Source organism: Streptomyces sp. NPDC088762 (genome assembly GCF_044750905.1).
Lineage (GTDB): Bacteria > Actinomycetota > Actinomycetes > Streptomycetales > Streptomycetaceae > Streptomyces.
The window spans coordinates 437,636-458,848 of the sequence record NZ_JBIVKT010000002.1; the positions used below are offsets into that span (position 1 = coordinate 437,636).

At 73.4% G+C, this 21,213-nt stretch carries 29 protein-coding genes; 13 read left to right on the plus strand and 16 right to left on the minus strand.

All coding sequences use genetic code 11. The annotated features are described in order from the left end of the window. Window positions 1–72: 72 nt before the first annotated feature. Entirely contained in the window at window positions 73–546 is a 474-nt protein-coding gene (locus tag ACIP5M_RS06695; RefSeq protein WP_401192786.1) for a hemerythrin domain-containing protein, read from the minus strand. A gap of 138 nt (window positions 547–684) precedes the next feature. Next, window positions 685–915, minus strand: a complete 231-nt coding sequence (locus tag ACIP5M_RS06700; protein ID WP_401192789.1) for a DUF6479 family protein — start codon at window positions 913–915, stop codon at window positions 685–687. 239 nt (window positions 916–1,154) lie between these two features. Between ACIP5M_RS06700 and ACIP5M_RS06705 the strand changes: the two genes are divergently transcribed. Both ACIP5M_RS06705 and ACIP5M_RS06710 read left to right on the plus strand, forming a co-directional pair. Further along, window positions 1,155–1,382 carry a hypothetical protein gene (locus tag ACIP5M_RS06705; RefSeq protein ID WP_401192791.1) on the plus strand — a complete coding sequence of 76 codons (228 nt, stop codon included), beginning with the start codon at window positions 1,155–1,157 and terminating at the stop codon, window positions 1,380–1,382. A 46-nt stretch (window positions 1,383–1,428) separates the two neighbouring features. Beyond that, the gene (locus ACIP5M_RS06710) at window positions 1,429–2,466 is read left to right on the plus strand and encodes an NAD-dependent epimerase/dehydratase family protein (protein ID WP_401192794.1); all 1,038 of its coding nucleotides are present in this window, start codon (window positions 1,429–1,431) and stop codon (window positions 2,464–2,466) included. A 235-nt stretch (window positions 2,467–2,701) separates the two neighbouring features. On the opposite strand, the gene ACIP5M_RS06715 is transcribed toward ACIP5M_RS06710, so the two are convergent. After that, on the minus strand, window positions 2,702–3,049 hold the full coding sequence (locus ACIP5M_RS06715) for a hypothetical protein (RefSeq protein ID WP_401192796.1): 348 nt from the start codon (window positions 3,047–3,049) through the stop codon (window positions 2,702–2,704). An 86-nt stretch (window positions 3,050–3,135) separates the two neighbouring features. Continuing rightward, window positions 3,136–4,278: a glutamate--cysteine ligase gene (locus tag ACIP5M_RS06720; RefSeq protein ID WP_401192798.1), complete on the minus strand. Its 1,143-nt coding sequence runs from the start codon at window positions 4,276–4,278 to the stop codon at window positions 3,136–3,138. A gap of 215 nt (window positions 4,279–4,493) precedes the next feature. Between ACIP5M_RS06720 and ACIP5M_RS06725 the strand changes: the two genes are divergently transcribed. From ACIP5M_RS06725 to ACIP5M_RS06735, 3 genes are all read left to right on the plus strand, one after another. Continuing rightward, window positions 4,494–4,769 (plus strand): isoamylase early set domain-containing protein, encoded by a 276-nt coding sequence (locus ACIP5M_RS06725; protein WP_401192801.1) that lies wholly within the window; start codon window positions 4,494–4,496, stop codon window positions 4,767–4,769. A 174-nt stretch (window positions 4,770–4,943) separates the two neighbouring features. Continuing rightward, on the plus strand, window positions 4,944–5,759 hold the full coding sequence (locus ACIP5M_RS06730; RefSeq protein ID WP_401192803.1) for an SDR family oxidoreductase: 816 nt from the start codon (window positions 4,944–4,946) through the stop codon (window positions 5,757–5,759). 192 nt (window positions 5,760–5,951) lie between these two features. Continuing rightward, on the plus strand, window positions 5,952–6,521 hold the full coding sequence (locus tag ACIP5M_RS06735) for a DUF5133 domain-containing protein (protein ID WP_401192806.1): 570 nt from the start codon (window positions 5,952–5,954) through the stop codon (window positions 6,519–6,521). A gap of 37 nt (window positions 6,522–6,558) precedes the next feature. On the opposite strand, the gene ACIP5M_RS06740 is transcribed toward ACIP5M_RS06735, so the two are convergent. Both ACIP5M_RS06740 and ACIP5M_RS06745 read right to left on the minus strand, forming a co-directional pair. After that, the gene (locus ACIP5M_RS06740) at window positions 6,559–6,831 is read right to left on the minus strand and encodes a hypothetical protein (RefSeq protein ID WP_401192808.1); all 273 of its coding nucleotides are present in this window, start codon (window positions 6,829–6,831) and stop codon (window positions 6,559–6,561) included. A 139-nt stretch (window positions 6,832–6,970) separates the two neighbouring features. Next, window positions 6,971–7,771 (minus strand): SDR family NAD(P)-dependent oxidoreductase, encoded by an 801-nt coding sequence (locus ACIP5M_RS06745; protein ID WP_401192811.1) that lies wholly within the window; start codon window positions 7,769–7,771, stop codon window positions 6,971–6,973. A gap of 185 nt (window positions 7,772–7,956) precedes the next feature. Between ACIP5M_RS06745 and ACIP5M_RS06750 the strand changes: the two genes are divergently transcribed. Further along, entirely contained in the window at window positions 7,957–8,295 is a 339-nt protein-coding gene (locus ACIP5M_RS06750; RefSeq protein ID WP_401192813.1) for a plasmid stabilization protein, read from the plus strand. A 107-nt stretch (window positions 8,296–8,402) separates the two neighbouring features. On the opposite strand, the gene ACIP5M_RS06755 is transcribed toward ACIP5M_RS06750, so the two are convergent. Continuing rightward, on the minus strand, window positions 8,403–8,816 hold the full coding sequence (locus ACIP5M_RS06755) for a CBS domain-containing protein (protein WP_401192815.1): 414 nt from the start codon (window positions 8,814–8,816) through the stop codon (window positions 8,403–8,405). A 162-nt stretch (window positions 8,817–8,978) separates the two neighbouring features. On the opposite strand from ACIP5M_RS06755, the gene ACIP5M_RS06760 reads away from it, so the two are divergent. Beyond that, window positions 8,979–9,221 (plus strand): DUF6480 family protein, encoded by a 243-nt coding sequence (locus ACIP5M_RS06760; protein ID WP_401192817.1) that lies wholly within the window; start codon window positions 8,979–8,981, stop codon window positions 9,219–9,221. A 14-nt stretch (window positions 9,222–9,235) separates the two neighbouring features. Beyond that, complete coding sequence (locus ACIP5M_RS06765) at window positions 9,236–9,709, plus strand: DUF5709 domain-containing protein (RefSeq protein WP_401192820.1); 474 nt, start codon at window positions 9,236–9,238, stop codon at window positions 9,707–9,709. Window positions 9,710–9,760: 51 nt separating this feature from the next. Here ACIP5M_RS06765 and ACIP5M_RS06770 read toward each other — a convergent pair whose 3' ends face one another. Then, window positions 9,761–10,501: a VOC family protein gene (locus ACIP5M_RS06770; protein ID WP_401193549.1), complete on the minus strand. Its 741-nt coding sequence runs from the start codon at window positions 10,499–10,501 to the stop codon at window positions 9,761–9,763. Window positions 10,502–10,889: 388 nt separating this feature from the next. Here ACIP5M_RS06770 and ACIP5M_RS06775 point away from each other — a divergent pair, with 388 nt between their 5' ends. Then, window positions 10,890–11,432 (plus strand): isochorismatase family cysteine hydrolase, encoded by a 543-nt coding sequence (locus ACIP5M_RS06775; protein ID WP_401192822.1) that lies wholly within the window; start codon window positions 10,890–10,892, stop codon window positions 11,430–11,432. 57 nt (window positions 11,433–11,489) lie between these two features. On the opposite strand, the gene ACIP5M_RS06780 is transcribed toward ACIP5M_RS06775, so the two are convergent. Continuing rightward, a complete protein-coding gene (locus tag ACIP5M_RS06780) occupies window positions 11,490–12,053 on the minus strand; it encodes a hemerythrin domain-containing protein (protein WP_401192824.1) in 564 nt (187 codons plus the stop codon). A gap of 141 nt (window positions 12,054–12,194) precedes the next feature. On the opposite strand from ACIP5M_RS06780, the gene ACIP5M_RS06785 reads away from it, so the two are divergent. Next, window positions 12,195–12,764, plus strand: coding sequence for a hypothetical protein (locus ACIP5M_RS06785; protein ID WP_401192827.1), 570 nt, complete (start codon window positions 12,195–12,197; stop codon window positions 12,762–12,764). Window positions 12,765–12,781: 17 nt separating this feature from the next. On the opposite strand, the gene ACIP5M_RS06790 is transcribed toward ACIP5M_RS06785, so the two are convergent. Continuing rightward, window positions 12,782–13,633 (minus strand): SDR family oxidoreductase, encoded by an 852-nt coding sequence (locus ACIP5M_RS06790; RefSeq protein WP_401193552.1) that lies wholly within the window; start codon window positions 13,631–13,633, stop codon window positions 12,782–12,784. A 135-nt stretch (window positions 13,634–13,768) separates the two neighbouring features. After that, on the minus strand, window positions 13,769–14,179 hold the full coding sequence (locus ACIP5M_RS06795; protein WP_401192829.1) for an ATP-binding protein: 411 nt from the start codon (window positions 14,177–14,179) through the stop codon (window positions 13,769–13,771). 221 nt (window positions 14,180–14,400) lie between these two features. Here ACIP5M_RS06795 and ACIP5M_RS06800 point away from each other — a divergent pair, with 221 nt between their 5' ends. Next, the gene (locus ACIP5M_RS06800; RefSeq protein WP_401192832.1) at window positions 14,401–15,462 is read left to right on the plus strand and encodes a DNA topoisomerase IB; all 1,062 of its coding nucleotides are present in this window, start codon (window positions 14,401–14,403) and stop codon (window positions 15,460–15,462) included. Window positions 15,463–15,483: 21 nt separating this feature from the next. On the opposite strand, the gene ACIP5M_RS06805 is transcribed toward ACIP5M_RS06800, so the two are convergent. The 3 genes from ACIP5M_RS06805 to ACIP5M_RS06815 all read right to left on the minus strand — a co-directional run bounded on the left by ACIP5M_RS06805 (window position 15,484) and on the right by ACIP5M_RS06815 (window position 17,495). Continuing rightward, complete coding sequence (locus tag ACIP5M_RS06805; RefSeq protein WP_401192834.1) at window positions 15,484–16,194, minus strand: UdgX family uracil-DNA binding protein; 711 nt, start codon at window positions 16,192–16,194, stop codon at window positions 15,484–15,486. Window positions 16,195–16,304: 110 nt separating this feature from the next. Continuing rightward, window positions 16,305–17,123, minus strand: coding sequence for an oxygenase MpaB family protein (locus ACIP5M_RS06810; RefSeq protein ID WP_401193554.1), 819 nt, complete (start codon window positions 17,121–17,123; stop codon window positions 16,305–16,307). 132 nt (window positions 17,124–17,255) lie between these two features. Further along, a complete protein-coding gene (locus ACIP5M_RS06815; protein ID WP_401192836.1) occupies window positions 17,256–17,495 on the minus strand; it encodes a DUF6213 family protein in 240 nt (79 codons plus the stop codon). A 182-nt stretch (window positions 17,496–17,677) separates the two neighbouring features. Between ACIP5M_RS06815 and ACIP5M_RS06820 the strand changes: the two genes are divergently transcribed. Both ACIP5M_RS06820 and ACIP5M_RS06825 read left to right on the plus strand, forming a co-directional pair. Continuing rightward, window positions 17,678–17,893, plus strand: a complete 216-nt coding sequence (locus ACIP5M_RS06820) for a hypothetical protein (RefSeq protein ID WP_401192839.1) — start codon at window positions 17,678–17,680, stop codon at window positions 17,891–17,893. Between the two features lie 787 nt (window positions 17,894–18,680). Further along, window positions 18,681–19,451 carry a CAP domain-containing protein gene (locus ACIP5M_RS06825; protein WP_401192841.1) on the plus strand — a complete coding sequence of 257 codons (771 nt, stop codon included), beginning with the start codon at window positions 18,681–18,683 and terminating at the stop codon, window positions 19,449–19,451. An 81-nt stretch (window positions 19,452–19,532) separates the two neighbouring features. On the opposite strand, the gene ACIP5M_RS06830 is transcribed toward ACIP5M_RS06825, so the two are convergent. Together ACIP5M_RS06830 and ACIP5M_RS06835 are read right to left on the minus strand one after the other, a co-directional pair. After that, window positions 19,533–20,408, minus strand: coding sequence for an alpha/beta fold hydrolase (locus tag ACIP5M_RS06830; RefSeq protein ID WP_401192843.1), 876 nt, complete (start codon window positions 20,406–20,408; stop codon window positions 19,533–19,535). Beyond that, the gene (locus ACIP5M_RS06835; protein WP_401192845.1) at window positions 20,405–21,124 is read right to left on the minus strand and encodes a TetR/AcrR family transcriptional regulator; all 720 of its coding nucleotides are present in this window, start codon (window positions 21,122–21,124) and stop codon (window positions 20,405–20,407) included. Before ACIP5M_RS06835 ends, ACIP5M_RS06830 begins: the two co-directional genes overlap by 4 nt. Between the last annotated feature and the right edge of the window lie 89 nt (window positions 21,125–21,213).

Sequence of the window (21,213 nt, forward strand, 5' to 3'; positions counted from 1 at the left end):
GTCGAACCGCCCGGCGCGGACCGCTGACGCCGCACGGTCACGGCCGGACTTCTTCCGGCCGCCGACTCCCGGCTATTCCTCGGCGCTGGGAACGTCCAGGGGGTGGCCCGGAGCCGTCTTCTTGGCCGCTTCCATCCGCTCGCCGAGTTCCACGAGCCGATTGCGGCCCATGGCCTTGCGGACGTCGGGGAACCACTCCTTCTCCTCCTCCTCGACGTGGTGGCGGACGTTTTCCATGAGAACGCTCATCTTCGCGTCGAACCGTTCGTCGCTCGCGTCGAGGTCCTTCAGCTCCGACAGCATCCACAGCACGATGTGGTGCTCCTCGACGCTTTCCAGGACGTGGTCCTTGGTGTCGGGGGCGGCCTCACGGGCGGCCGGATAGAAGATCTGTTCTTCGATCCAGGCGTGGGTGGTCAGCTCTTCGATCACCTGATCGGCGATCTTGCGCTTCTCGGCGTGGGCGTCGTCACCGGCCTTCTCGAACTGCTTGAAGAGTTTCTCCACCGTCTTGTGGTCTTCCTTGAGCAGCACGATCCCGTCCACAGGCTTCCTCCCTGTCGGCATTGCCGGACGGCCCGTGCCGTCCGGTCAACCGTGTACCCGCCCGCGCCGGCGGATCCGTCGTACCGGGCCGCGGGTTGCTCCGGAATGACGACGGAGATGAGCCGTACGCCGAATCGCTCAAGGGCGCCGGGGCGGGTCCGCCTCGTCGGGCGTCTGCCAGGACTCCTGACGCGCCCGGGCAGGAGGGCTCTGGTCCGGCGGCTGCGCGCCGGGGTCCTTGCGGGCCGCGGTGCGTCGAGTGCCGTACCAGAACGCCGCGATCAGGAGCGCGGCCACGACCACGCCCGCCAGGATCAGGAAGAGGGACGGGGAGTACCCGGCCGCGATGAGGTGATGGGAAGCGATCATGACCCGCGCTTACCCGCTATTCGGCGTCGTGCACCCCCCGTACGAGCGGTCCCGCCCGGCCGGGACTCCGCCGGCGTCCACCCAGGCATGCGGCGCCCACCGCCGGGCAGGCGCTCCTCGTGTACGAGGGGAGCCCCCCGGGAGTGACGTGCGGGTGGGCGGGTAGCCGCCCCCGTGCGAGAGGAGCCCGGGGCCGTGTGGAACGCCACCGGCCCGGAGCGAGCGAAAGGAAGCACGACATGAGCGAGAAGGAACACCGCAAGCCGACTCCGCCGTCCAAGGCCCCCGGGGAAAGCGGGGACCGCGCAGCGCGCCGAGAGGCGGAGGACGCGGTCATGCCCGGCTCGCACGACGGCGGTTCCGGCGACGCCCTCAGCCCGAACACCGACGCACAGCGCCGCACGGCAGAGGGCCGCGACCGGGGAAAGCACGTCGAGGAGCCGCCCGACCAGGGGAGCCCGGCCTGACCGTAAGACCCCCTCGTCCGGCCACTCGACGCGAAAGGACCGAGCCATGAACCGCTCCGCATTCCCGCGGCCCGGCGCTGACGGCCTGCGGGTCGTGGTCGTCGGTGCCACCGGGAACGTCGGCACCAGCGTGGTGCAGGCGTGCGCCGACAGCCCGGCCGTGGACTCCGTCCTCGGCCTCGCCCGCCGGGCTCCCCACTGGAGCCCCGCGAAGACGACCTGGGCAGCCGTGGACATCGAAGAGCACGGACCGGACCTGGTGCCCCTGTTCACCGGAGCCGACGCGGTGATCCACCTCGCGTGGAAGTTCCAGCCGACCCACCACCCGGCCGAGACCTGGCAGACCAACGTCGTGGGCAGCGTGGGGGTCTTCGAAGCCGCGGCCGCCGCGGGCGTGCCGGTGCTGGTCCACGCCTCCTCGGTCGGCGCGTACTCGCCCGGCCCCAAGGACGGCGCGGTCGACGAATCGTGGCCGACCCACGGCTGGCCCCAGGCCGCGTACACGCGGGAGAAGGCCTATCTGGAGCGGGTCCTCGACGCCTTCGAGCAGTCCCACCCCGAGATGCGCGTGGTCCGGATGCGACCGGCGTTCCTCTTCAAGCGCACCTCCGCCTCCGAACAGCGCAGGATCTTCGCTGGCCGGTTCCTGCCGGGCCGGCTCGTGCGGCCCGGACTGATCCCGGCGGTCCCCGACATGACCGGCCTGCGCTTCCAGGCCCTGCACACGGACGATGCCGCCGCCGCCTACCTGGCTGCCGTCACGCGGGACGTCAGCGGCCCCTTCAACCTGGCTGCCGACCCTCCGATCGACGCGGAGGCACTGGCCGGGCTGCTGCACGCCCGCCGGCTGCCCCTGCCGACGGCGCCGGTCCGGGCGGCCCTGGCCGCCGCCTGGCGGCTCCACCTCGTCCCCGCTTCACCCGACCTGTTCGACGCCGTCCTGCGCCTGCCGTTGATGGACGCCTCACGGGCCCGCATCGAGCTGGACTGGCAGCCCCGCCACACGGCCGTCGAGGCCGTGGAGTCCTTCCTGACGGGCCTGCGCGAGGGCGCCGGCATGGCCACCGCGCCGCTGGCCGCGTAGCCGGCTGCGGCCCGATGTCCCTGGGCACGGCCGTCGACGGCCCTCACCGCGGCCCCCGAAGGCTGGGGCGGGGGCTGCGGCCGCGGTTCACGGTCCGGTTCCGGCTCCGGCGGCGGCTTCGGCTCCGGCGAGTGGGGGTCGACGGGGAACGGGTGCGTGGGCGGCGCCGGATACGGCGGCGGGCCCGGGGGGAAGGGATGGGTCGGCTGTCCCGTATCGGCGTCCGTACCGCGGATCATGACCGACGCCCCTCCCGCCCCCGTCGGCGGTACCCGCGGCACCAGCGGCGCACCAAGAGGAGCATCGCGACCAGCGTGCACGCCCACACGGCGGCGAAAGCCCAGATCAGCGCAGGTGAGGAGCTGGCGGCGGCCGACTGGAAGAGGGTCACGGACAGCAGCGCCAGCACGGCGACGGTTCCGCCGAGGGGGACATGGCGCAGCAGGCCCCGGGCGGCTGCCAGCGGCATGGACCGGCGGGCCATGGTCCGCAGTCTGCGGTCCAGCCGGCGGTCACCGCACAATTCCCGTTCGATCGCGGTCAGGATCAGCTGTTCCTGACGTGAGAGTCCGGTTCCGTCCATGACCAGACCCACCTCCTCCGGCCCTGTGACGTGTGCTGCGTGCTGCCTGGTGCGTGTACCCCTTCAAGGTTCCACCAGACACCGGGTCACGCGCGCGCCGTGACTTCGGTCAGGTGGTCGACGACGCCGCGCAGGCGGCCCGTCCGGTGGAAGGTGGCGCGCTGGCGGTCCGCACCGCTGCCCCTTTGGCGCAGCGCGGTGAGGAGGCGGTCGACCTCGTCCAGGTCACCGGCGGCGGTGAGGCCCGGCGCGGCAGCCATGACCAGGGCGCCGATGAGGGCCTGCGCGGGCACTTCCTCGCCGGTGAACGGATCGAGGGCGAGGCCCCCGGACCCGTACCGCGCCGCGTAACCGTGGGCCGCGCGCAATTGCCTCGCCCCGATCGCGGGCGGGGGCCGGCCGGCCTCCGCCCGGGAAAGGACGGCGGCGCACAGGCCGCGCAGGAGCAGCGCGACGAGGACGGTGGTGTCGAGGTCCGCACTGGTGTCCGCGACCCGGAACTCAACGGTGGGGTGGTGCTCGGAGGGGCGGGCGAACCAGTAGATCATGCGCCGGTCCATGAGGATGCCGGAGGAGACCAGGGCATCGGCGGTGTCCTCGTACGCCGCGGTGTCCAGCAGGGGGGCGGGGCCGGCGGTGGGCCAGCGGCCGAATTCCAGGCAGCGCCAGCTGGCGAAGCCGCTGTCGATCCCGCCCGAGAAGGGCGAGTTCACCGCGAGGGCCTGCAGAGCCGGAAGCCAGGGGCGGACGTGGTTGGCCAGGAGGAGGGCCTGGGCGCGGTCGGCGGTGCCGATGTGAACGTGACAACCGCAGACGACACTCAGGCCGCCGTCGACCAGGGCCCCGAACCGCTGCGCCATGCGGCGGTAGCGGGGTGTGTCCGTGACGGGAACCGGCTCCCGGGGCGGCACGACCGCCGTGCCCGAGGCCATGAGCGCACAGTCCGCCTCGCGCGCCGCCCCGACGAGGGTCGCCCGCAGGGCGGCGAGCTGGGCCCGCAGATCCGTGGCGGAGGCAGAGGGCCGCGTACAGACCTCCACCATGCAGCGGTAGAACTCGTCCTGTACCAGGTCACCGAGCACGGGGGCGGCGGCCTGGATCACCGGGCCGGCGCGCGCCACCGGCTCCCGGGTCAGCCGGTCGACGAGGAAGAACTCCTCCTCCACGCCCATGGTCGACACCACCGGCCCGTCGAGGGATCCGGGGGCCGGACCGGGGCTGGACCGCACGCCTCGGCTGTCCCCCCGAACGCTTCCCCGCTCGGTCTCGGCGACGCCCATGTCCCGCGTGTACCCCCCGTGGGGAGGCAAAACCGGCACGGTCCGGACCCGCTGCGCCACGGTGCCGCTCACCCCCTCGGGTGGTCCGCCGCTGCGCCGCCGTGCGGCGGGCGTGCCCGGGCAGCAGGATGAGCCCCGACCCGTACCACCGACAGGAGGCTTCCGTGCTGGAACGCAAGCGCCGCAAGGACCGCACCGAGATCACTTTCGTCCTTCCGGCAGACACCCCGCCCGGCCCGGTCAGCGTCGTCGGTGACTTCAACGACTGGAAGCCCGGCGTCCACGAACTGCGGCCGCGGAAGGACGGCAGCCGGGCGGTCACCGTGGCCCTTCCCGGCGAGCGCACGCACGTCTTCCGCTACCTCGCGGCCGGCGACTACTGGTTCGACGACGAGAGCGCCGACGGCCACGACGGCACCAACAGCCGCCTGCACACCTGATCCTGCCGCCGTACACGAGGCGGACGGACCGGTTGCCGCACCTCACCCGCCGGGCCCACAGCGGGCGGCCGGCGGGTGAGGTGCGTACGGGGGGACATCCCCGCGCGGCGGGCGGGTAGCAGCGCGGAGCAGGCCTCGACCGGGGCCGGCATCCCACGGGAGAGAGGCGCTGCCATGACCGGTTCCAGCGACGGAGCACGCGGACCTGCGGCCGCCGTGGTCACCGGGGCGGACTCCGGCATCGGCCGGGCCACCGCGGTCCGGCTGGCCTCGGAGGGCATGGACGTCGGGATCACCTGGCACACCGACGAAAAGGGGGCGCAGGACACCGCTGCCGAGGTCCGCGAGCACGGGCGGCGGGCCGTCGTCGCCCACCTCGACCTGACCCGCCTGCCGTCGGCGGCGGACGTGATCGACCAGCTCGCGGAGGAGCTGGGCAGGATCGACGTGCTGGTCAACAACGCCGGAACCGGGACGGCGACCCCCTTCCTGGACCTCGACCTCGACACCGTTCGCGCGGTCCTCGACGTCGACCTGGTAGGGCCGTTCCTGTGCTCCCAGCGCGCGGCGCGGCGCATGATCGCCCAGGGTGCCGGAGGCCGGATCGTCAACGTCACCTCCGTGCACGAACACCAGCCCCGTGTCGGGTCGGCGCCCTACTGCGCCGCGAAGGGCGGGCTGGGTCTGCTCACGCAGGTGATGGCGCTGGAGCTGGCCGAGTACGGCATCACCGTGAATTCCGTGGCCCCCGGGGAGATCGCCACCCCGATGACCGGCCAGGAGGACCGGGACGTCCGGCGTGAACCGCGGCCCGGTGTCCCGCTGGGCAGGCCCGGAGACGCCCGCGAGGTTGCCGCGGTCATCGCGTTCCTCACCGGCGAGGACGCCTCGTACGTCACCGGAGCCTCCTGGGCCGTCGACGGCGGGATGCTCCGGATGGGCCCGATGGCAGGCTCCCACCTGGAGGACGACCGCTGGCGGCGCCCTTGACGCGGCTGCTGCCGGATGAGCACTTCCAGCCGCAGCGTCACCCCGAGGGGTCAACGGCCGAGCCCCGGTGACCCCGATCGGGGGACGCGCCCCCGGGCGCGCCGCGTGTCGCGCCGAGGCCGCGTACCGAGGTGTTAGACAGCGGCTTCACCCCCCGTACCGCCCGGTAGGGGACAGTCAAGGAGCGGACGGATGACGCACTCGGCAGCGCCCCACCTCCACCCGGCCGGCGCGGACGCCGCACCGGCCACCGGCCCGGACCAGGACACGTCCGGGTGCGCGACGGGGATCGTGATGGCGCTGGTGCCCTGCACCGCCGAGGCCGCCCGCCGCATCCTGGCGAACGCGGCCCGCGCGGCCGGCGTCACACTCCCGCGCATGACGCAGACCGCCCTCGCCCTGCGCAGCCACTGCGACGCGGCAGACCCCGTACTGGAGCAGGCCCTGCGCACCGCCATCGGCCACGCCAAGACCCCGCCGAGCCCGCTCGGCCCGGCGACCGCCGGGCTGCTGCCGTCGCCGCCCGTCCTGCGCCGGCACCTGGACCACCTCCGGGCTGCACGCCGCCGCACCCTGGCCGCACCGGAGGATCCCGCACTGCGCACGGAGCTCGAGGACGCCGCGTACCGGCTGTGCGTGCTGATGGGGCAGCGCAGCGCCCACGGCGCGGTCCTGGCCGCCGAGGAAGTTGTGGCCGCTCACCGTCTGCCGCCGTCCGGGACGCGTGAGACCGTACGGGCCACCGCGCCCGGCCCCGGCTGAGCGCCGCCGGGCGCCGGCTCGGGGCCCGGGTTCCGGGTCAGACCGGCACGGTCGCCGCGCCGCCGGCGCGCACGGCTTCGACCACGGCATCGTGGAGCAGCCTGCTGGCGTCGGCGGAAGGGCACGGCACCGGGCTGCCCGTGAGGGTGAACCAGTGCGAGCCGCCCCGGTATTGGACGGCTACGTTGGCCTCCCCGACCGCCCACGTCGTGTGGATGTCGATCTCGCCACTGATGATCCCAGCCTCGACCGTCGCCACGCCGCCCCGGCCGGCGAAGACCCCGACGGTCGTCCACGAAGCCCACTCCATGTCATGGTCCTCACACGCGGCCTGGGGCGCGGGTCTCGCGCCGCCCGAGTCCTGCCCCTACCCTCCCGGGCGGTGATCACGCCGGGGATCCGCCGTCTGCTTCGGCGCCTCGCGCGCCGTGCGAGGCGTGCCCGGCGGCTCAGAGATGGCTCCTGCTTCCGCCGGGCCTGGCCCAGCGCCGGTGCAGGGCCGCCTTCGCGGAGCCCGGCAGCGCATGGGTCGCCAGTTCCTGGGCCCGGGTGTGCAGGGAGCCGGCCACCACCTGGGCGTGGCCGGCCATCAGGGCCTCGTACGCCTGGCGGGCCACCAGCCCGGGGTCGTCCTTCCTCGACCGTCCGAGCCGCGTGTTGAGCAGACCGGCCCGGACGAAGAAGCGGGTGTCGGTCGCTCCGGGGAGGAGCACCGTGACCGTCACCCCGGTGTCCGCCAGCTCGGCGCGCAGCGCCAGGCCGAAGGAGTGCAGGAACGCCTTGGAGGCGTTGTAGACGGCGTGGAACGGTCCGGGCAGTTCCGCCGCGACGGATGAGGTGATCAGCAGCCGGCCGCCGCCCGCCGAGGCCATGTCCGGAAGCAGCCGGCGGGCCAGGTGGACGGTCGAGCTGATGTTGAGGTCGATCACCCGCCCCAGGTCGGCGAGGTCCGTCGCCAGGAAGGAACCGCCTTGGCCGATACCGGCGTTGAGGACCACGGCACTCACCGGCCGGTGCTCGGCGCGCACCTCGTGGACGAGGGACTCGGCCCCGTCGTAGGTGGCCAGGTCCGTGCGCACCGCCCGGACCCGGGCCCCGTAGTAGCCCAGCCGCCGGGCTGCCTCGTGGAGGGCCTCGTCCTCGGCGGCTACGACGAGATCGTGGCCCCGCGCGGCGAATTCCCTGGCCAGCTCGAGGCCGATTCCGCTCGAAGCGCCGGTGACCACGGCCAAAGGACGCGAACTGTTCATACCGGCCGCCTACCCCTGGCCGGGGTGGGTACGCGCGCACGGAGCCCCGGGCGCCTGCGCTGACACCTGCACACCGCCCGCTCACCGGGTGCCGCGCACGCGGATGGACGTGGTCGGCGTGCGGGCGGGAGCACGTGCTCGCAGCATGAAGGGTGCAACCCCCTGCGATGGTGAAGGAGAACGTGATGCCCCGAGGTTCCAGCGGGAAGCGTGAGCGCCAGTACGAGCACATCAAGGAGTCCGGCGAGAAGCGCGGCATGTCGGAAGGCCGCGCGAAGGAGATGGCGGGCCGTACGGTGAACAAGGAGCGCGCCCAGTCCGGCGAAGCGAAGTCGTCCAGCCGCAGTTCCACCCAGGGCAAGTCGGCTTCCCAGCGCGGGGGCCAGAAGTCCGGGGGCGGGTCCGGCGGCGGCGGATCCACCGAGCGCACGCGCGACGAGCTGTACGAGGAGGCGAAGAAGCGCGGCATCGAGGGCCGCTCGACGATGAACAAGGCGCAGCTCAAGAGCGCCCTCGGACGCTGACCTTGCGTTCGCACCAGGGCGAGAGGGGGGTCCGGCGTCCCGCGGGCAGCTGACCCGGCCGGGCGTCGAGACGCCCGGCCGAGTCAGGAGACCACCCCTCGGGCCGGTCAGCCGGAGATCGCCTCGAGGAGGTCGCCGACCTTCGGGTCCGGCAGGGCACGGGCGACGTCCGCCTGGGCGACGATCCCGACGAGGTCGTGACCGTCGATCACGGGCAGGCGCCGTACCTTGTGCTGGGCCATCGTGTGGAGGATTTCCTGGGCGTCGTCGTCCGCGCCGATGGTGACGGCCTCGCCCTGGGAGAGTTCGCCCGCCTTGCACTCTGCGGGGTCCTTGCCGACGGCGAGGACCTTGGTGACGATGTCGCGGTCGGTGAGCATCCCCTTCAGCTTGTGATCGGCGCCGCAGATCGGCAGTGCGCCGACGTCGAGGCGTGCCATCAGCTTGGCCGCTTCCAGAACAGTCGAGTCGGCGTCAATGCATTCGGGCTCCGGAGTCATGATGTCTCGCGCCGTGGTCATGACGATGCGCCTTTCGCGTTCGGGTTCGTTGGGTACTTCGATGCGCCTACCCAGGCTCCGGCCGGGCATACGCCGGAGCAGCCCCGAAGAAGGGGTACGTCGCCGTGCGCGGCGATCGGCCCCGGCATGCATGACACGGCCCATCACGGGGAGCCGCCAGGTATGAACAGAGACCACCCGGAAAGCAATCCGGACCCCGATCCCGATGTGACACCAGGACTCGAACCGGGCGGCGGGGTTCCGCCCGGGGAGACGCCGCCGGGGGAGTCGAGCACCGCCAGCGGCGCCGGACCCCACCGGCCGCTCAAGCGGGGGTGGGTCCGGGGCCCGCTCGCGATCATCGTCGTGCTGGTGGTGCTCTGCGCCCTGTTCTTCCTCGTCTTCGCCATAGTGATGGACCTCTGAGGCAGGGAGGCGCCATGAGCAACACCGAGTCGCACGGCGACGAGGTCTACCAACCGCACGAGGGCGACGAGCCGGGCGAGTCGGTGCCCGACATGGAAAACGCCCTGGACGAGCCCGGCCTCGACGAGACCCTGGACACGGGCTACTCGCCGCCCGAGCGGCCACTGGCGGTCAACGACCCCGCCACCACCGCCGCGGGACGGCACACCGGGGAGACCCTGGACCAGCGTCTGGCCCGTGAGGTTCCCGAGCCCGGGCCCGATGACGTCGGGACCTGGGAGGAGTTCGCCGACGAGACCGGCGACGGCCCGCACTCCGGTCCCGTACGCGCCGGCCGGCTGGCGCCCTCGGACGAGACCGCCCCCTCGCGCCACATCTCCGTCGTGGCCCACGACGTGGGGGTGAACGGCGGGGCGGCCTCGGCGGAGGAAGCCGCCATGCACATCGTCGAGGAGCCCGACGAGGAATCCGGGAGCACCGAAGCCTAGTCCGGCGGACGGGGCGGACGGGGCGGACGGGGCGGGCCGGTGGCGGCCGGGTCAGCCGCCGGTGCGGTCGGCGGTGAGTGTGAAGATCGCCCCGTCGGGGTCGCGCAGGGTCACCCAGCGCTCCGTCTCGTTCGAGGCGAGGGCCGTCAGGGCCATGCCGCCGTGTGCCTCGGCCGTCTCGATGGCCTTCTCGAGGTCGGGAACGCGGAAGTGGACGTGCCAGCGGGGCTGCAGGTGCGGGTCGGGGGCCGTGGTGTCGACCGGACCGCTGTTCAGGCGCGCGACGGGCTCGCCCGCCTCCCGCAGGACGACCTGGTCCTCCTCGTAGGCCACCTCGCAGCAGCCCGGCCGGCCGGTGGCCCACTCCAGCACCTCCCCGTAGAACATCGCGGCCTCGAAGGCGTCGCGGGTCCGCAGTTCGAGCCAGGCGGGTGCATGACCCGTGCCCACCCGCCAGTCGGCGGAGACCGGCCCCTCCCAGATGCCGAAGGACGCGCCGTCCCGGTCGGCGACCAGGGCTCCGCGGCCCCCGGAGGTGAAGGACACCGGGCCCACCGCGATGGTGCCGCTGCGCTCGCGGACCCGGTCGACCGCCACGTCGGCGTCGTCGACGGCGAAGTACACCGTCCATGCCACCGGTACCGCCAGATGGGTCGCCAGAGCTCCGATGCCCGCCACGGGCACGCCGTCCAGCTCCGCGACGACGAATGCCTCGCTCAGCCGCGCCGGCCGGAAATCCCAGCTCAGAACGGCGCCGTAGAACTCCTTCGCCGCGTCGAGGTCCCGGGCCATCAGGCTGACCCAGCAGCATGCGCCGAAGACGTCCCCGCTGGAAGTCCCCACGGTTCACGCTCCGATCCCGCGGCAGCGGCCGGACCGGCCGGGGCGTGGCCCGGCCCGCTCCCGCACGCGTGCGCGCGTGTCACGGAGGGCGCCTGCCCAGCGGGTGGCGCCCCAACCGTCAGGTCCCGGCACCGGGCACGGCGGCCCGGGTGTGGGGTGACGGGAACGGGGCAGGCGCCGGGTGATCAGCGCCGCTCCGACGGCGTACCGGCCAGCTCCGGAGGTGTGGGATGACGGTCGTAGGCGCCAGGGGGTGTCGTACGGTTCAGGCCGGGCTCGCCCCGCGGGCCGGGGCGCGGGCGGTGCCCGGCCCGACGACCGGGCGGAGCTGAGGGCAGTGGCCGGCAGCGCCCTGGTGGTCATCGACATGATCAACACCTATGACCATGACGATGCCGAGCTCCTGCTGCCCGCCGTACGGGAGGCCCTGCCCGGCGTGCGGTCCCTGCTGGACCGCGCCCGCCGTCACGGCGGCCCGGTGATCTACGTGAACGACAACTTCGGAGAGTGGCGCTCCCACCACGGCGAGATCCTGGAGACGGCCCTCGCCGGTCCGCACGCGGACCTGGTGAAGCCAGTCGCCCCCGACCGCGACTCGCTGTTCATCGTCAAGGCGCGGCATTCGATCTTCTACGAGACCCCGCTCGCCTATCTCCTCGGGGAGCTGGACGTGGACCACCTGATCCTGTGCGGGCAGGTCACGGAACAGTGCGTGCTCTACTCGGCGCTGGACGCGCACATCCGCCACCTGCACGTCACCGTCGTACGGGACGCGGTCGCCCACATCCACGAGGACCTGGCCGACGCGGCGCTGCGGATGATGCAGACCAACATGGCGGCGGACATCCGCTCTGCCGAGGAGGTCACCTTCCCGTCGTGACGCGGAAGGCCCCGGCCCGCTCCCCACGGGGAACGGACCGGGGCCGCCGCGCGTGGCTCAGGAATCCTTGCCGCGGCCGCTCATCATGTCGCGGAGGCGGTCGACGAGGCCGACTCCGGGGGCGAGGAGCTTGTTGGCCGGCGGCTTGTCCGGGGCGGACGGGTGCGGGCGGGTCGGCGCGGTCTTCTTGGCCGTGCGCACCTTGTCGCCGAGTTCGGAGAGCGTCTCCGCCGAGCACATGGCGCGCAGCCGGGGGAAGAGGGTGCCCTCCTCCTCGGCGATGTGCTCGCGGATCTCGGTCATCAGCTTGGTGACCAGGGAATCGAACCGGGGGTCGTCGGCTTCGCACCCCTCCAGGTCCTTCATGATCCGCTCTGCCGCGGCGTGGTCTTCGAGTTCCTTGTCCGCGATGGCGTCCCCGTCGGGCAGGTGCTCGCGGACGGCCGGATACAGGTAGGCCTCCTCGGCGACGGAATGCCGGACCAGCTCGATGGTGGCCTTGTCCGCACAATGCTTCCTGCGGGGGTCTCCGATGGGCAGTCCCTCGATCTCCCTGAAGAAATCCTCCACCTCTTGGTGGTCGGTGGTCAGCTCTGCGATGACGTCACCGCCGTGTCCCATGGCGTGTCCTCCTCAATTCGGTGGCGGGTGGTGTGCGCAACGATTCCGGCCATCCCATTCCAATTCGGGCGACAGGGCCGTTACGGTGGCGTTCTCGTTTCCCCGAGTTGCCCGAACCCCGAACCTGCCGGATGGTCGCCAGTGCCCACAGACCGCTCTCTGTCCCCGCTCATAGCGGCGACGACGCACTGGCTGACCCGCGCCTACCCGCCCGGCGGCGGGGCACTCCAGCGCAGTCTGGCGGAGGCACAGGCCCGCCAGGCCGTCACGCTCGCGGCCTGGCTGCGGTATCCCACGGAGCTGGACGCGCAGCTCGTCGCCCTGTCGGGGCCGGGCGGCTCGCACCGGCTCGACTGGATCACCGGTGCCGACGCGGCCGACGCCCGCGCGGTCCCGGACGAGGAACAGGCGCAGAGCGCGTGGCGCACCTGGGTCGACGAGGTCGTCGTCAGCTGGGCGGCCTGCCTGCTCGGCGCCCCGGCCCTGGCCGTTGCCGCACACGCCCTGGCGTCGACCGAGCGCGCCGACACGGTGGCGGTGGCCTTCCGCCGCCTGACCGAGCCTGGGGAAGACGACCGCCACGCGGCCGCCCTGCTGCGCCATCCCGACCTCCTCGCGCCGATCGCCGAGCTGCACCGGGCGGCGCTTCTGGAGCGTCTGGGAGCCGAAGCCGGGGCGGCAGCCGAAGCCGCCGCCGGACCGGCGGCCTGATCCGCAAGATCCCCTGGCTAGGGCAGCGGTGTCCCGCCGGTCGCGTTCAGGATCTCGGCGGTGATGTAGCTCGCCTTGGACGAGGCGAGGAACACGTATGCGGGAGCCATCTCCGCCGGCTGCGCGGGCCGCCCCAGCGGGCTCTGCTTGCCGAACTCCGTGGGGTCCGGCATCGTCGACGGGATCAACGGGGTCCAGACCGGTCCGGGGGCCACGGCGTTGACCCGGATCCCGTCCGAGGCGAGCATCTGCGCCAGGCCCTGGGTGAAGGTGACGATGGCGCCCTTGGTCATGGCGTAGTCGAGGAGCGGCGGGCTCGGCTTGTAGGCCTGCACGGACGTCGTGTTGATGATGCTGGCACCGGCGCTCATGTGGGGGAGGGCTTCCCGGCAGAGCCAGAACATGGCGTACAGGTTGGTCCGCACCACCCGGTCGAACTGTTCCGTGGTGATGGCGGAGATCCCCTCCGGCTGGGCCATCTGGTAGGCGGCGTTGTTCACCAGGACGTCGATGCGGCCGAACTCGGCGACCGCGTGGTCGATCACCGTGCGGCACTGTTCCTCCTCCCGGAGGTCGCAGGGCACGGCCACGGCCTTGCGGCCGGCCTCCTCCACGAGGCGCATGGTCTGCTCGGCGTCCTCCGCCTCCTCGGCGAGGTACGTGAAGAGGACGTCGGCCCCTTCCCGGGCATAGGCGAGCGCCACCGCCCGGCCGATGCCCGAGTCGCCACCCGTGATCACCGCCTTGCGGTCCAGGAGCAGCCTGCTGCCGCGGTACGAGCCCTCGCCGTGGTCGGGAACCGGCTCCATGGGCCGGGTGGCCCCGGGCGGCTCCTGTTCCTGCGGGGGGAAGTCCGGCTGGGGGTACATGGTGGTGGGGTCGGGTGCCCCGCTGCCGCGTTCGGCTGCGTTGCGTTCCACGAGGTTGCTCCTTCCGGCTGTACGACCGCATCGGCGCCGGGCGGCCCGCACTCCTGTCCGTACGGTGGCGCCGACGCGGGCCCGTCACGCCGCTACGGGTATACAGGTGTGAACTCGCTTGCCCCCGTCGGGCGTTGGGGTGACGGTGACATCGCGGGCGATGTGGCGGATGAGGATCCATCCCCAGCCGCCACTGCCGTTGAAGTGCGGTGGCCGGGGCTCGGGCAGCTCAGAGCTCGTGTCGGTGACGTCGATGTCGAGCAGCCCCTCGTGCAGGACGAGGTCCAGGCTGCACGGGCCGTCGGTGTGCCGGACCGCGTTGGTGACGAGCTCGGTCACGACGAGCACGGCGACGTCCACGGCCGCCGGGGCCACCGGCTCGCCGCGGTCGCCGGCGCTGTGCAGAAACCGGGACGTCGCATCACGGGCCCGGCCTGCGGCGCTGACGTCGTACGGGAGGTCGAGGTGGCGTTGCGGGTGCTGGGTGGGAGTCATCGGAGCTCCGAACGAGGGTTCTCTCTCTTTCTTCGTGTAGAAGCCCCTGCCCGGCATCTCCCACCCCACACCCCGCCAGTCGGCGGATGCCTTCCCCGGCGTGCAGCGCCACCGTGCAGCGCCCACCGTCGAACGCCACGGTGACGCGCCCCGTCCACCACCGGACTACACGCCGGTGAACCGGGCAGGCGGTGAGGGACACACGTGGCGACAGGAGGGCCATGCGGCTGCGCACGAGCCGGCCCGATCGGCCCGGATACGCCCGGGTACGGCACGGCCGGGGATTCCGTTACCTGGATCCGGCGGGGCAGTCCGTCAGCGATCCGGCGGAGCGCACACGCCTGCGGTCCCTGATGATCCCCCCGGCGTGGACCGACGTGTGGATCTGCCCGTGGCCGGGCGGCCACATCCAGGCCATGGGCACGGACGCGGCCGGCCGCCGGCAGTACCTCTACCACCAGCGGTTCCGGGAACAGCAGGAAGCGGCCAAGCACCAGCACGTCCTCGACGTCGCGAGGAGACTGCCCCGACTGCGCGATGGCGTCGAACGGGACCTCGCCACCCGCGGGCTGGGCAGGGACCGGGTGCTCGCGTGCGCCGCACGCCTGCTCGACCTCGGATTCTTCCGGGTCGGCGGCGAGGCGTACCGCAGGGACCACGAGGCCTACGGGCTGACCACCCTGCTGCGCGAGCACGCGGCGTGCAGCAACGGCGCGGTCTGCTTCCGCTATCCGGGCAAGTCCGGCCAGGAGCAGGCCCTCGCGCTCCTGGACCCCGCGGCCTGCGAGGTGGTCAGAGCCCTGCTGCGCCGCCGCGACGGCGAATCCCGGCTGTTCGTGTACCGGCAGGGGCGGACGTGGCGGGACCTGCACGCCGACGAGGTGAACGACTACCTGCGCAGCATGTCCGGTACGGACATCACGGCGAAGGACTTCAGGACCTGGCACGCGACCGTCCTGGCGGCCGTCGCCCTGGCGGTGTCCGTCGACGTCGCGGGCGACTCCCCGGTCCGGCGCACGAGGGCCGTGGCCCGGGCGGTGCGCGAGGTGAGCGGCTACCTCGGCAACACGCCGGCCGTCTGCAGGGCCTCGTACATCCATCCGAAGCTCTTCGAGCTCTTCGAGAACGGAATCACCGTCAAGCCGGCCCTGGACCGGCTCGGCAAGGACGTCGAGTACGGGCATCCCGCCACCCACGGGGAGATCGAGGCGGCGGTGCTGCTCCTGCTCGACCCGGCCGGTCCGGTCCGGCCGCGAGCAGGGAGCCGGACCCGGCCGAGCTGACCGGGCGCCGCCTCCCGGGGCTCACTCCAGCGCGGTGGCGGCCACGGACAGGTCGGCGACCAGGCCCGCGAAGGCGGACTCGCGGTCGTCGGCCCGGAGCACGGAGGACGGGTGCACCGTCACCAGCATCTGCCCGTGCCCCGCGGCCGTCTCCCCGCCGGGCAGCGGCGGCATCGGCAGCAGCACGCCGCGCCGCTCGCCCACCCTGAACGAGGACCCGAGCAGCGCCTTGCCGGCCGTGCCACCCAGGACGACCAGCATCTCGGGGTCGACCAGCCGCAGTTCCGCCGCCAGCCAGGGCCGGCAGGCGGTCATCTCGCGCAGGCTCGGTGCCTTGTGGATACGGCGCTTGCCGCGCGGGGCCGTCGTGAACTTGAAGTGCTTGACCGCGTTGGTCACGTACGCTTCCTCGTCCCCGAGCCCCGCCTCGTCGAGCGCCTTGCGCAGCAGCCGTCCGGCCGGCCCGACGAACGGTTCGCCCTCCCGGTCCTCCTGGTCGCCCGGCTGCTCGCCGACGAGCATGAGCCGGGCGCCGGCCGGTCCCCTGCCGAACACGGTCTGGGTGGCATCCGCGAAGAGCGGGCACCCCCTGCACCCGGCCGCCGCCCGCCGCAGGCTCGGCAGGCCGCCCCGGGACGGGAGATAGGGGCTCGCGTCGTACTCCTGTCCGGCGGCCGCGGCGGGCGCCGGGCCGGTGTCCGCCTCCGTGTCCCTGCCCGGGCTGGGGCCCATCGCCACCACCTCCGTGGGATCTGGTCCGCCCCGCGTTCGTGACCGCGGGGCGGCATCCGGCGTCTTCCCTGCCGCCGCGGAACCAAAACCAGAGCCCTCCGCGCCGGTCCTCAGGCGCGGGGCCCCGAGTGCAGGGCCCACCGGATCGCTCCGGTGAGCGCGTGTCCGGCCGGCCGTACGCACATCCGCTCCACCAGGGGCAGGGAGGGGAGGCCGAGCAGCTCGCGGGCCCACGGCGGGAGCAGTGCGACGGCGTTCGCCGCCAGCACGGCGTACGGGCCCCGCGCGGCCAGCGGCAGCGGCGGCCGCAGCAGCAGGAAGCGCGCGGCCTCGCGGGCCTCCCGGGTGCTGCGCAGCTCGGGCCGGTAGGCCGCCAGCCGCTCGGCGAGTGCCGCCCGGTCGCGAGGCGGGTCCACGGCCCCGAGGGCCAAGGCCACCCGGGCGGCGTCGGCGAGGTAGCCGTCGCAGCCGGCTCCGTCCAGCGGGGCGGCCCCGAAGCGCTGGTGCGCCCGCAGGAACGATTCGACCTCGGCGACGTGCACCCACTCCAGCAGATGCGGATCCGCCGCCCGGTACGCCTCGCCCTCCTCGGTGACCCCGGCCACCCGCTCGTGGACGGCCCGCACCCGGGCGACCGCCCGTTCGGCGTCCTCTGCCGTCCCGTAGGTGGTGACGGCGAGGAACGTACTGGTGCGCTGGAGCCGGCCCCAGGGATCGCCGCGGTAACCGGAATGCGCGGCCACGGCCGCCATGGCCAGCGGGTGCAGCGACTGCAGCAGCAAGGCGCTCAGACCGCCGATGAACATCGAGGCGTCCCCGTGCACCCTGCGGATCGGGCGCTCGGGGCCGAACCAGCGAGGGCCGGGCGTGAAGTGGATCCGGGCACGGTTCTCCGGCCCCGCGGGCCCGGCGACGCGGGCGAAGAGCATGCTGCCGAGCTGCTCCCGCAGATGCTCGAGGGGGAGGGGCGCCGGTACGTTCACCCTTCCAGTGTCGTCCACCCCCGTCCACCGTCGTCGACGGCCGCGGACGGGGAGCGGGCGGCGGCCGCGCGCGACGCTTCAGTAGCCCTGTTCCGGCCGCGAGGCGCAGGCGATGCACTCCGCATCGATCTGGTCGGCGAGCTGGGTCAGGGCCTCCGTCATCGCCAGCACCGTCTCGGGGTCTGCTTCCGGCGATTCGAGCTCTATCGCGGTCGCCCAGTCGGCGGCCACCCCCCGCAAGAGGGCCGTCACCTGCTCGGCCGGGATGAGCAGTCCGCCTTCCTCCGTGGGGATCAGCGGTATGGCAAACGAGTGCATGGAACCGCTCCTCCTCTTCTGGGGTGCGGACCAGGTGGTCACCCCTCCTGGAAGGGGTACCCGGTCGCCACGGGTCCAACCGATCGATCGCGTCCCGCGCCCCCACCGGTGCCGCGGGTTTTCCACGGCGGTGTCCGGGCACGCGCAGGGCGGGCAGGACACGACGCACAAGGAGGAAGGTCATGGACGACCAAGGCGGCGCCGGAGGCGCCCCCCTGCACGGCCACGACGACGAGCAACGCCGCCGCGCCCCGCACGTGACACGCCGGCCCGCGGCTGCCGGCAAGGACGAGCCGCCCGTCCGGGCGGCGGACACCGACGAGGCGAGCCGGCTGGACCGCCCGGGAGAGGCGACCGGCCAGGCAGGGGAGCCCCGCCGGGAGAAGTCCGGCGACTGAAGGCCGGCCACCGGGTCCGGTCCATGCCGGACGCGTGCTCCGTCACCGCCCGTGTCGAGCCGGAAGGGCCGTTACGCGCCGCCCGTCCGTCACCGCGACCCGGGCGGTGACCTGCGTCTGCGGAACGGCCACCGCGCCTCAGTAGCGCAGGGCGGTGCCGATCTGCGCCGATACCGTGCCTGACGGCTTGTGCGTCCCGTCCTGCGTGCAGTGCCCTCTCCTGTGCCCTTCCGGCCACGTCCGGGACCGTCATCACCACGGGGTCGGCCAACGTGACGCCCCCGTCCTCGCATTCGATCTGGACCGCGAAGGACTTCGTCCGGTCATCGGTGTTCCGTGCCCCGCCGTTGACGTGCCCCGCGGGCCGGGCGTCCGGGTGAGACGGTGCTCCCTGTTCCGGTTCCCTCCGGAAACCGTGAGATGCGTCACGTCGCATGCGCCGGTCCGGGAGGCCTTGCGGAGATCGTCCGTCCTCGACATGTCGATATTTGTACCAATTTTGCGTGGACATGCCGCCCTCCGCCAGAAACGGAATGACCGCCTCCTGTTTTGCCTCTCCCAACGCCGCTGATGCAGGGGGGTCCTGGCCGTGCGTCAGCCTCCCGCCGGAACGGCGGATGGGGGGACATGCACGATCTTCCGGCCGATTCAAGCGGGACGCCGGGACGCCTGCGCGGTCAGGAGGGGCCGCTTGCCAGCCCGTCGACGGGCTCTTAAGAATGGCGGCTCCTCCGGCGCCCTCGCGGTCCGGCGCCGGGAGCTTCGCGATCACCGAGTGAGGTCCCGCATGAAGAAGCACCGTAAGAAGACGCACCACCGGAAAATAGCCGTCGCCGTCGGGGCGCTGGCGATCGTGGGCCTGCCCACCGCCGCCATGGCGTGCCTGGGCCCTGAGGGCTCCGACCCCGTACGGACCGCCGCGTCCCCGTACGACGGTCGTCACTGGCAGGGCGCCGGCTCCGGCGGCACCGGCTGGCAGCCGCCCGTGGAGGCCCCGGTGCAGGCGGGCGACCCCGCGGCCCCCGTGGCCGACCCCGGGGCACCCGGGGAACCGGTCGCAGAGCCGGCCGTCGAGACCGCGCCCCCCGCGCCGCAGCAGCAGCCGGTGGAGCCGCCCGCCGAGACGGCGGAACCCACCGCGCCCGCCGCGCCCACCGCACCGGACGCCTCCGAGGCGCCCTCCGGAGCCCAGGCCGAGGTCCTCGCCCTCGTCAACCAGGAGCGCGCCGCCGCCGGTTGCCCGGCGCTCACCGTGAACGCGAAGCTCACGAAGGCCGCGCAGGACCACAGCGCGGACATGGCCGCCCACAGCAACATGTCCCACACCGGTTCCGACGGTTCCGACCCGGGCCAGCGGATCACCCGCGCGGGGTACGAGTGGAGGACGTACGGCGAGAACGTCGCCTACGGCTACAGCACCGCCGCGAAGGTCATGGAGGGCTGGATGAACAGCCCGGGCCACAAGCGGAACATCCTCGACTGCTCCTTCAAGGAGATCGGCATCGGTCTCGCGCAGCCGGGCCAGTACTGGACGCAGGACTTCGGCGCGGCGCGCTGATCCCGCGGCGCCGGCAGCCGGCGCACGTGACGCGTGTACGTGGGGGCGGCCGGGATCCGGTCGCCCCCCACGCATGCCGCCTCAGGGTGCCAGGAACCCGGTGAGTGCCTCCGCCACCGCCCCGGGATCCTCCAGCTGCGGGTAGTGCCCGGCGGCCGGGGGCCCGGCGAGCTCCACGACCCGCGCCCCCGGCATGCGCGCCCGGATCCGGGGGAGTACGTGCGCCCCGCTGATCGGGTCGGCCGGCCCCCACACGAACAGCGTGGGCCCGGCGAATCCCTCCAGGGCCGAGGTCCAGCGCGCCGCGTGCACCCGGCGCTCGTCGATGTAGCGCAGCAGACGCGGGGCGAGGCGGTGGCCACCGGCGCGGGACGCGGACGCCCACAGGTCGCGAAGGTCCTCGTCGTGGACCGGACGGCCCAGTACGGCCCGCAGGGTCGCCGCGAACCGCCGCTGCGTGGTGAGGGGCGCAAGCAGCGGACCGAGCGGGCCGTGCAGCAGGCGCTGGACCGGCACGGGACGGTGCAGATCGGGGTAGAGGCCGCCGTTGAGCCAGGCCATGCGCGTGATCCGGGCCGGGTCGCGGGCCAGCAGCTCCTGCCCGACGCTCACCCCGTAGTCGTGCGCGACCAGCGCGGTGCTGCCCGTCCCGAGCCGGCGCCAGACCTCCTCGACCAGCGAGGCCTGGCCGAGCACCGAGTAGCGGTGGCGCCGGGGCTTGTCGCTCTCCCCGAAGCCGAGCAGGTCCAGTGTGGTGACCCGGAGCCCGGCCGCGGCGAGCGCCGGCACGACGGCGGCCCAGTCGTGGGACGAGGTCGGGAAGCCGTGGACGAGAGTGACGGGCGCGCCGCTGACAGGCCCGTCCTGGCGTACGAAGACCGCGTGACCGCCGATCTGCAGGGTGCTGCCGCCCTCGGTCCAGCGGCGCAGGGGCGGCAGGACGCGTCCGGCGGTCATGACGGGACCTCCTCGGCGTGCAGGTGGCTCAGTCCGAGCAGCAGCGTCCGCAGTCCGAACTCGAACTCGGCCTCGGGATCGGGCGAGTTGAGCAGGCCGGCGTGGCGGTGGACGACCGGGTGCGTGCGCGGGGACAGGGAGGCGAACAGGTCGGCCATCGCGGCACGCTGGTCGGGGGTGCGGGCCGCGCCGCCCGCGTCGAGTACGGCGGCGCCGATCACGAAGTGGGTGACCGTGAGGTAGACGTGGACGGCCGACCGCGGGGTCCACCCGTGGGCGAGGAGCTGGGCGAGGGCGTGCTCGCGGGCCCGCAGGGCGTGCGGCCCCAGCAGCTGGCCGGCGGTCAGCAGGGGTACGAGCGCCGGGTGCGCGGCGAGGACCCGGCGGAACTCCCGGGCGCCCCGCTCCAGTCCGGCCCGCCAGTCCTCCTCGAGCGGGGGGAGCCGGATCTCGCCCAGCATGTGGTCGACCGTCGCGATCAGCAGTTCCTCCCGGCTCGCGACGTGCCGGTAGAGGGAGGTGTGGCGGACCTGGAGGTGCTCGCCGAGCCGCCGCATCGTGAGCGCCTCCAGGCCCTCGCGGTCCGCCAGTTCAAGGGCGCCCGCGGTGATCCGCCCGAGCGTCAGCCCGCCCTCGCGGGGCCTGCGCCGGTCACGTTCGGCGTACCGGGCCTGCCACCAGGTGGGGGATCCGGGAATGCTCGTCGCCTGGTCCACGCCTCCGCCTTGCTCTCCTGTGCGTCCGTCGGACCCATATCATGGGTCCATTGGACGCATAGGGCAAGGCCGGGCTGGTCACGGCCCCT

What these genes read in the sequence shown, in the direction of transcription:
- ACIP5M_RS06700 (WP_401192789.1), bottom strand. Translation starts at nt 915, where the DNA reads ATGATCGCTTCCCATCACCTCATCGCGGCCGGGTACTCCCCGTCCCTC.
- ACIP5M_RS06705 (WP_401192791.1), top strand. Translation starts at nt 1,155, where the DNA reads ATGAGCGAGAAGGAACACCGCAAGCCGACTCCGCCGTCCAAGGCCCCC.
- ACIP5M_RS06710 (WP_401192794.1), top strand. Translation starts at nt 1,429, where the DNA reads ATGAACCGCTCCGCATTCCCGCGGCCCGGCGCTGACGGCCTGCGGGTC.
- ACIP5M_RS06715 (WP_401192796.1), bottom strand. Translation starts at nt 3,049, where the DNA reads ATGGACGGAACCGGACTCTCACGTCAGGAACAGCTGATCCTGACCGCG.
- ACIP5M_RS06730 (WP_401192803.1), top strand. Translation starts at nt 4,944, where the DNA reads ATGACCGGTTCCAGCGACGGAGCACGCGGACCTGCGGCCGCCGTGGTC.
- ACIP5M_RS06735 (WP_401192806.1), top strand. Translation starts at nt 5,952, where the DNA reads ATGACGCACTCGGCAGCGCCCCACCTCCACCCGGCCGGCGCGGACGCC.
- ACIP5M_RS06740 (WP_401192808.1), bottom strand. Translation starts at nt 6,831, where the DNA reads ATGGAGTGGGCTTCGTGGACGACCGTCGGGGTCTTCGCCGGCCGGGGC.
- ACIP5M_RS06745 (WP_401192811.1), bottom strand. Translation starts at nt 7,771, where the DNA reads ATGAACAGTTCGCGTCCTTTGGCCGTGGTCACCGGCGCTTCGAGCGGA.
- ACIP5M_RS06750 (WP_401192813.1), top strand. Translation starts at nt 7,957, where the DNA reads ATGCCCCGAGGTTCCAGCGGGAAGCGTGAGCGCCAGTACGAGCACATC.
- ACIP5M_RS06755 (WP_401192815.1), bottom strand. Translation starts at nt 8,816, where the DNA reads ATGACCACGGCGCGAGACATCATGACTCCGGAGCCCGAATGCATTGAC.
- ACIP5M_RS06760 (WP_401192817.1), top strand. Translation starts at nt 8,979, where the DNA reads ATGAACAGAGACCACCCGGAAAGCAATCCGGACCCCGATCCCGATGTG.
- ACIP5M_RS06765 (WP_401192820.1), top strand. Translation starts at nt 9,236, where the DNA reads ATGAGCAACACCGAGTCGCACGGCGACGAGGTCTACCAACCGCACGAG.
- ACIP5M_RS06770 (WP_401193549.1), bottom strand. Translation starts at nt 10,501, where the DNA reads ATGGCCCGGGACCTCGACGCGGCGAAGGAGTTCTACGGCGCCGTTCTG.
- ACIP5M_RS06780 (WP_401192824.1), bottom strand. Translation starts at nt 12,053, where the DNA reads ATGGGACACGGCGGTGACGTCATCGCAGAGCTGACCACCGACCACCAA.
- ACIP5M_RS06790 (WP_401193552.1), bottom strand. Translation starts at nt 13,633, where the DNA reads ATGTACCCCCAGCCGGACTTCCCCCCGCAGGAACAGGAGCCGCCCGGG.
- ACIP5M_RS06795 (WP_401192829.1), bottom strand. Translation starts at nt 14,179, where the DNA reads ATGACTCCCACCCAGCACCCGCAACGCCACCTCGACCTCCCGTACGAC.
- ACIP5M_RS06800 (WP_401192832.1), top strand. Translation starts at nt 14,401, where the DNA reads ATGCGGCTGCGCACGAGCCGGCCCGATCGGCCCGGATACGCCCGGGTA.
- ACIP5M_RS06805 (WP_401192834.1), bottom strand. Translation starts at nt 16,194, where the DNA reads ATGGGCCCCAGCCCGGGCAGGGACACGGAGGCGGACACCGGCCCGGCG.
- ACIP5M_RS06810 (WP_401193554.1), bottom strand. Translation starts at nt 17,123, where the DNA reads ATGCTCTTCGCCCGCGTCGCCGGGCCCGCGGGGCCGGAGAACCGTGCC.
- ACIP5M_RS06815 (WP_401192836.1), bottom strand. Translation starts at nt 17,495, where the DNA reads ATGCACTCGTTTGCCATACCGCTGATCCCCACGGAGGAAGGCGGACTG.
- ACIP5M_RS06820 (WP_401192839.1), top strand. Translation starts at nt 17,678, where the DNA reads ATGGACGACCAAGGCGGCGCCGGAGGCGCCCCCCTGCACGGCCACGAC.
- ACIP5M_RS06825 (WP_401192841.1), top strand. Translation starts at nt 18,681, where the DNA reads ATGAAGAAGCACCGTAAGAAGACGCACCACCGGAAAATAGCCGTCGCC.
- ACIP5M_RS06830 (WP_401192843.1), bottom strand. Translation starts at nt 20,408, where the DNA reads ATGACCGCCGGACGCGTCCTGCCGCCCCTGCGCCGCTGGACCGAGGGC.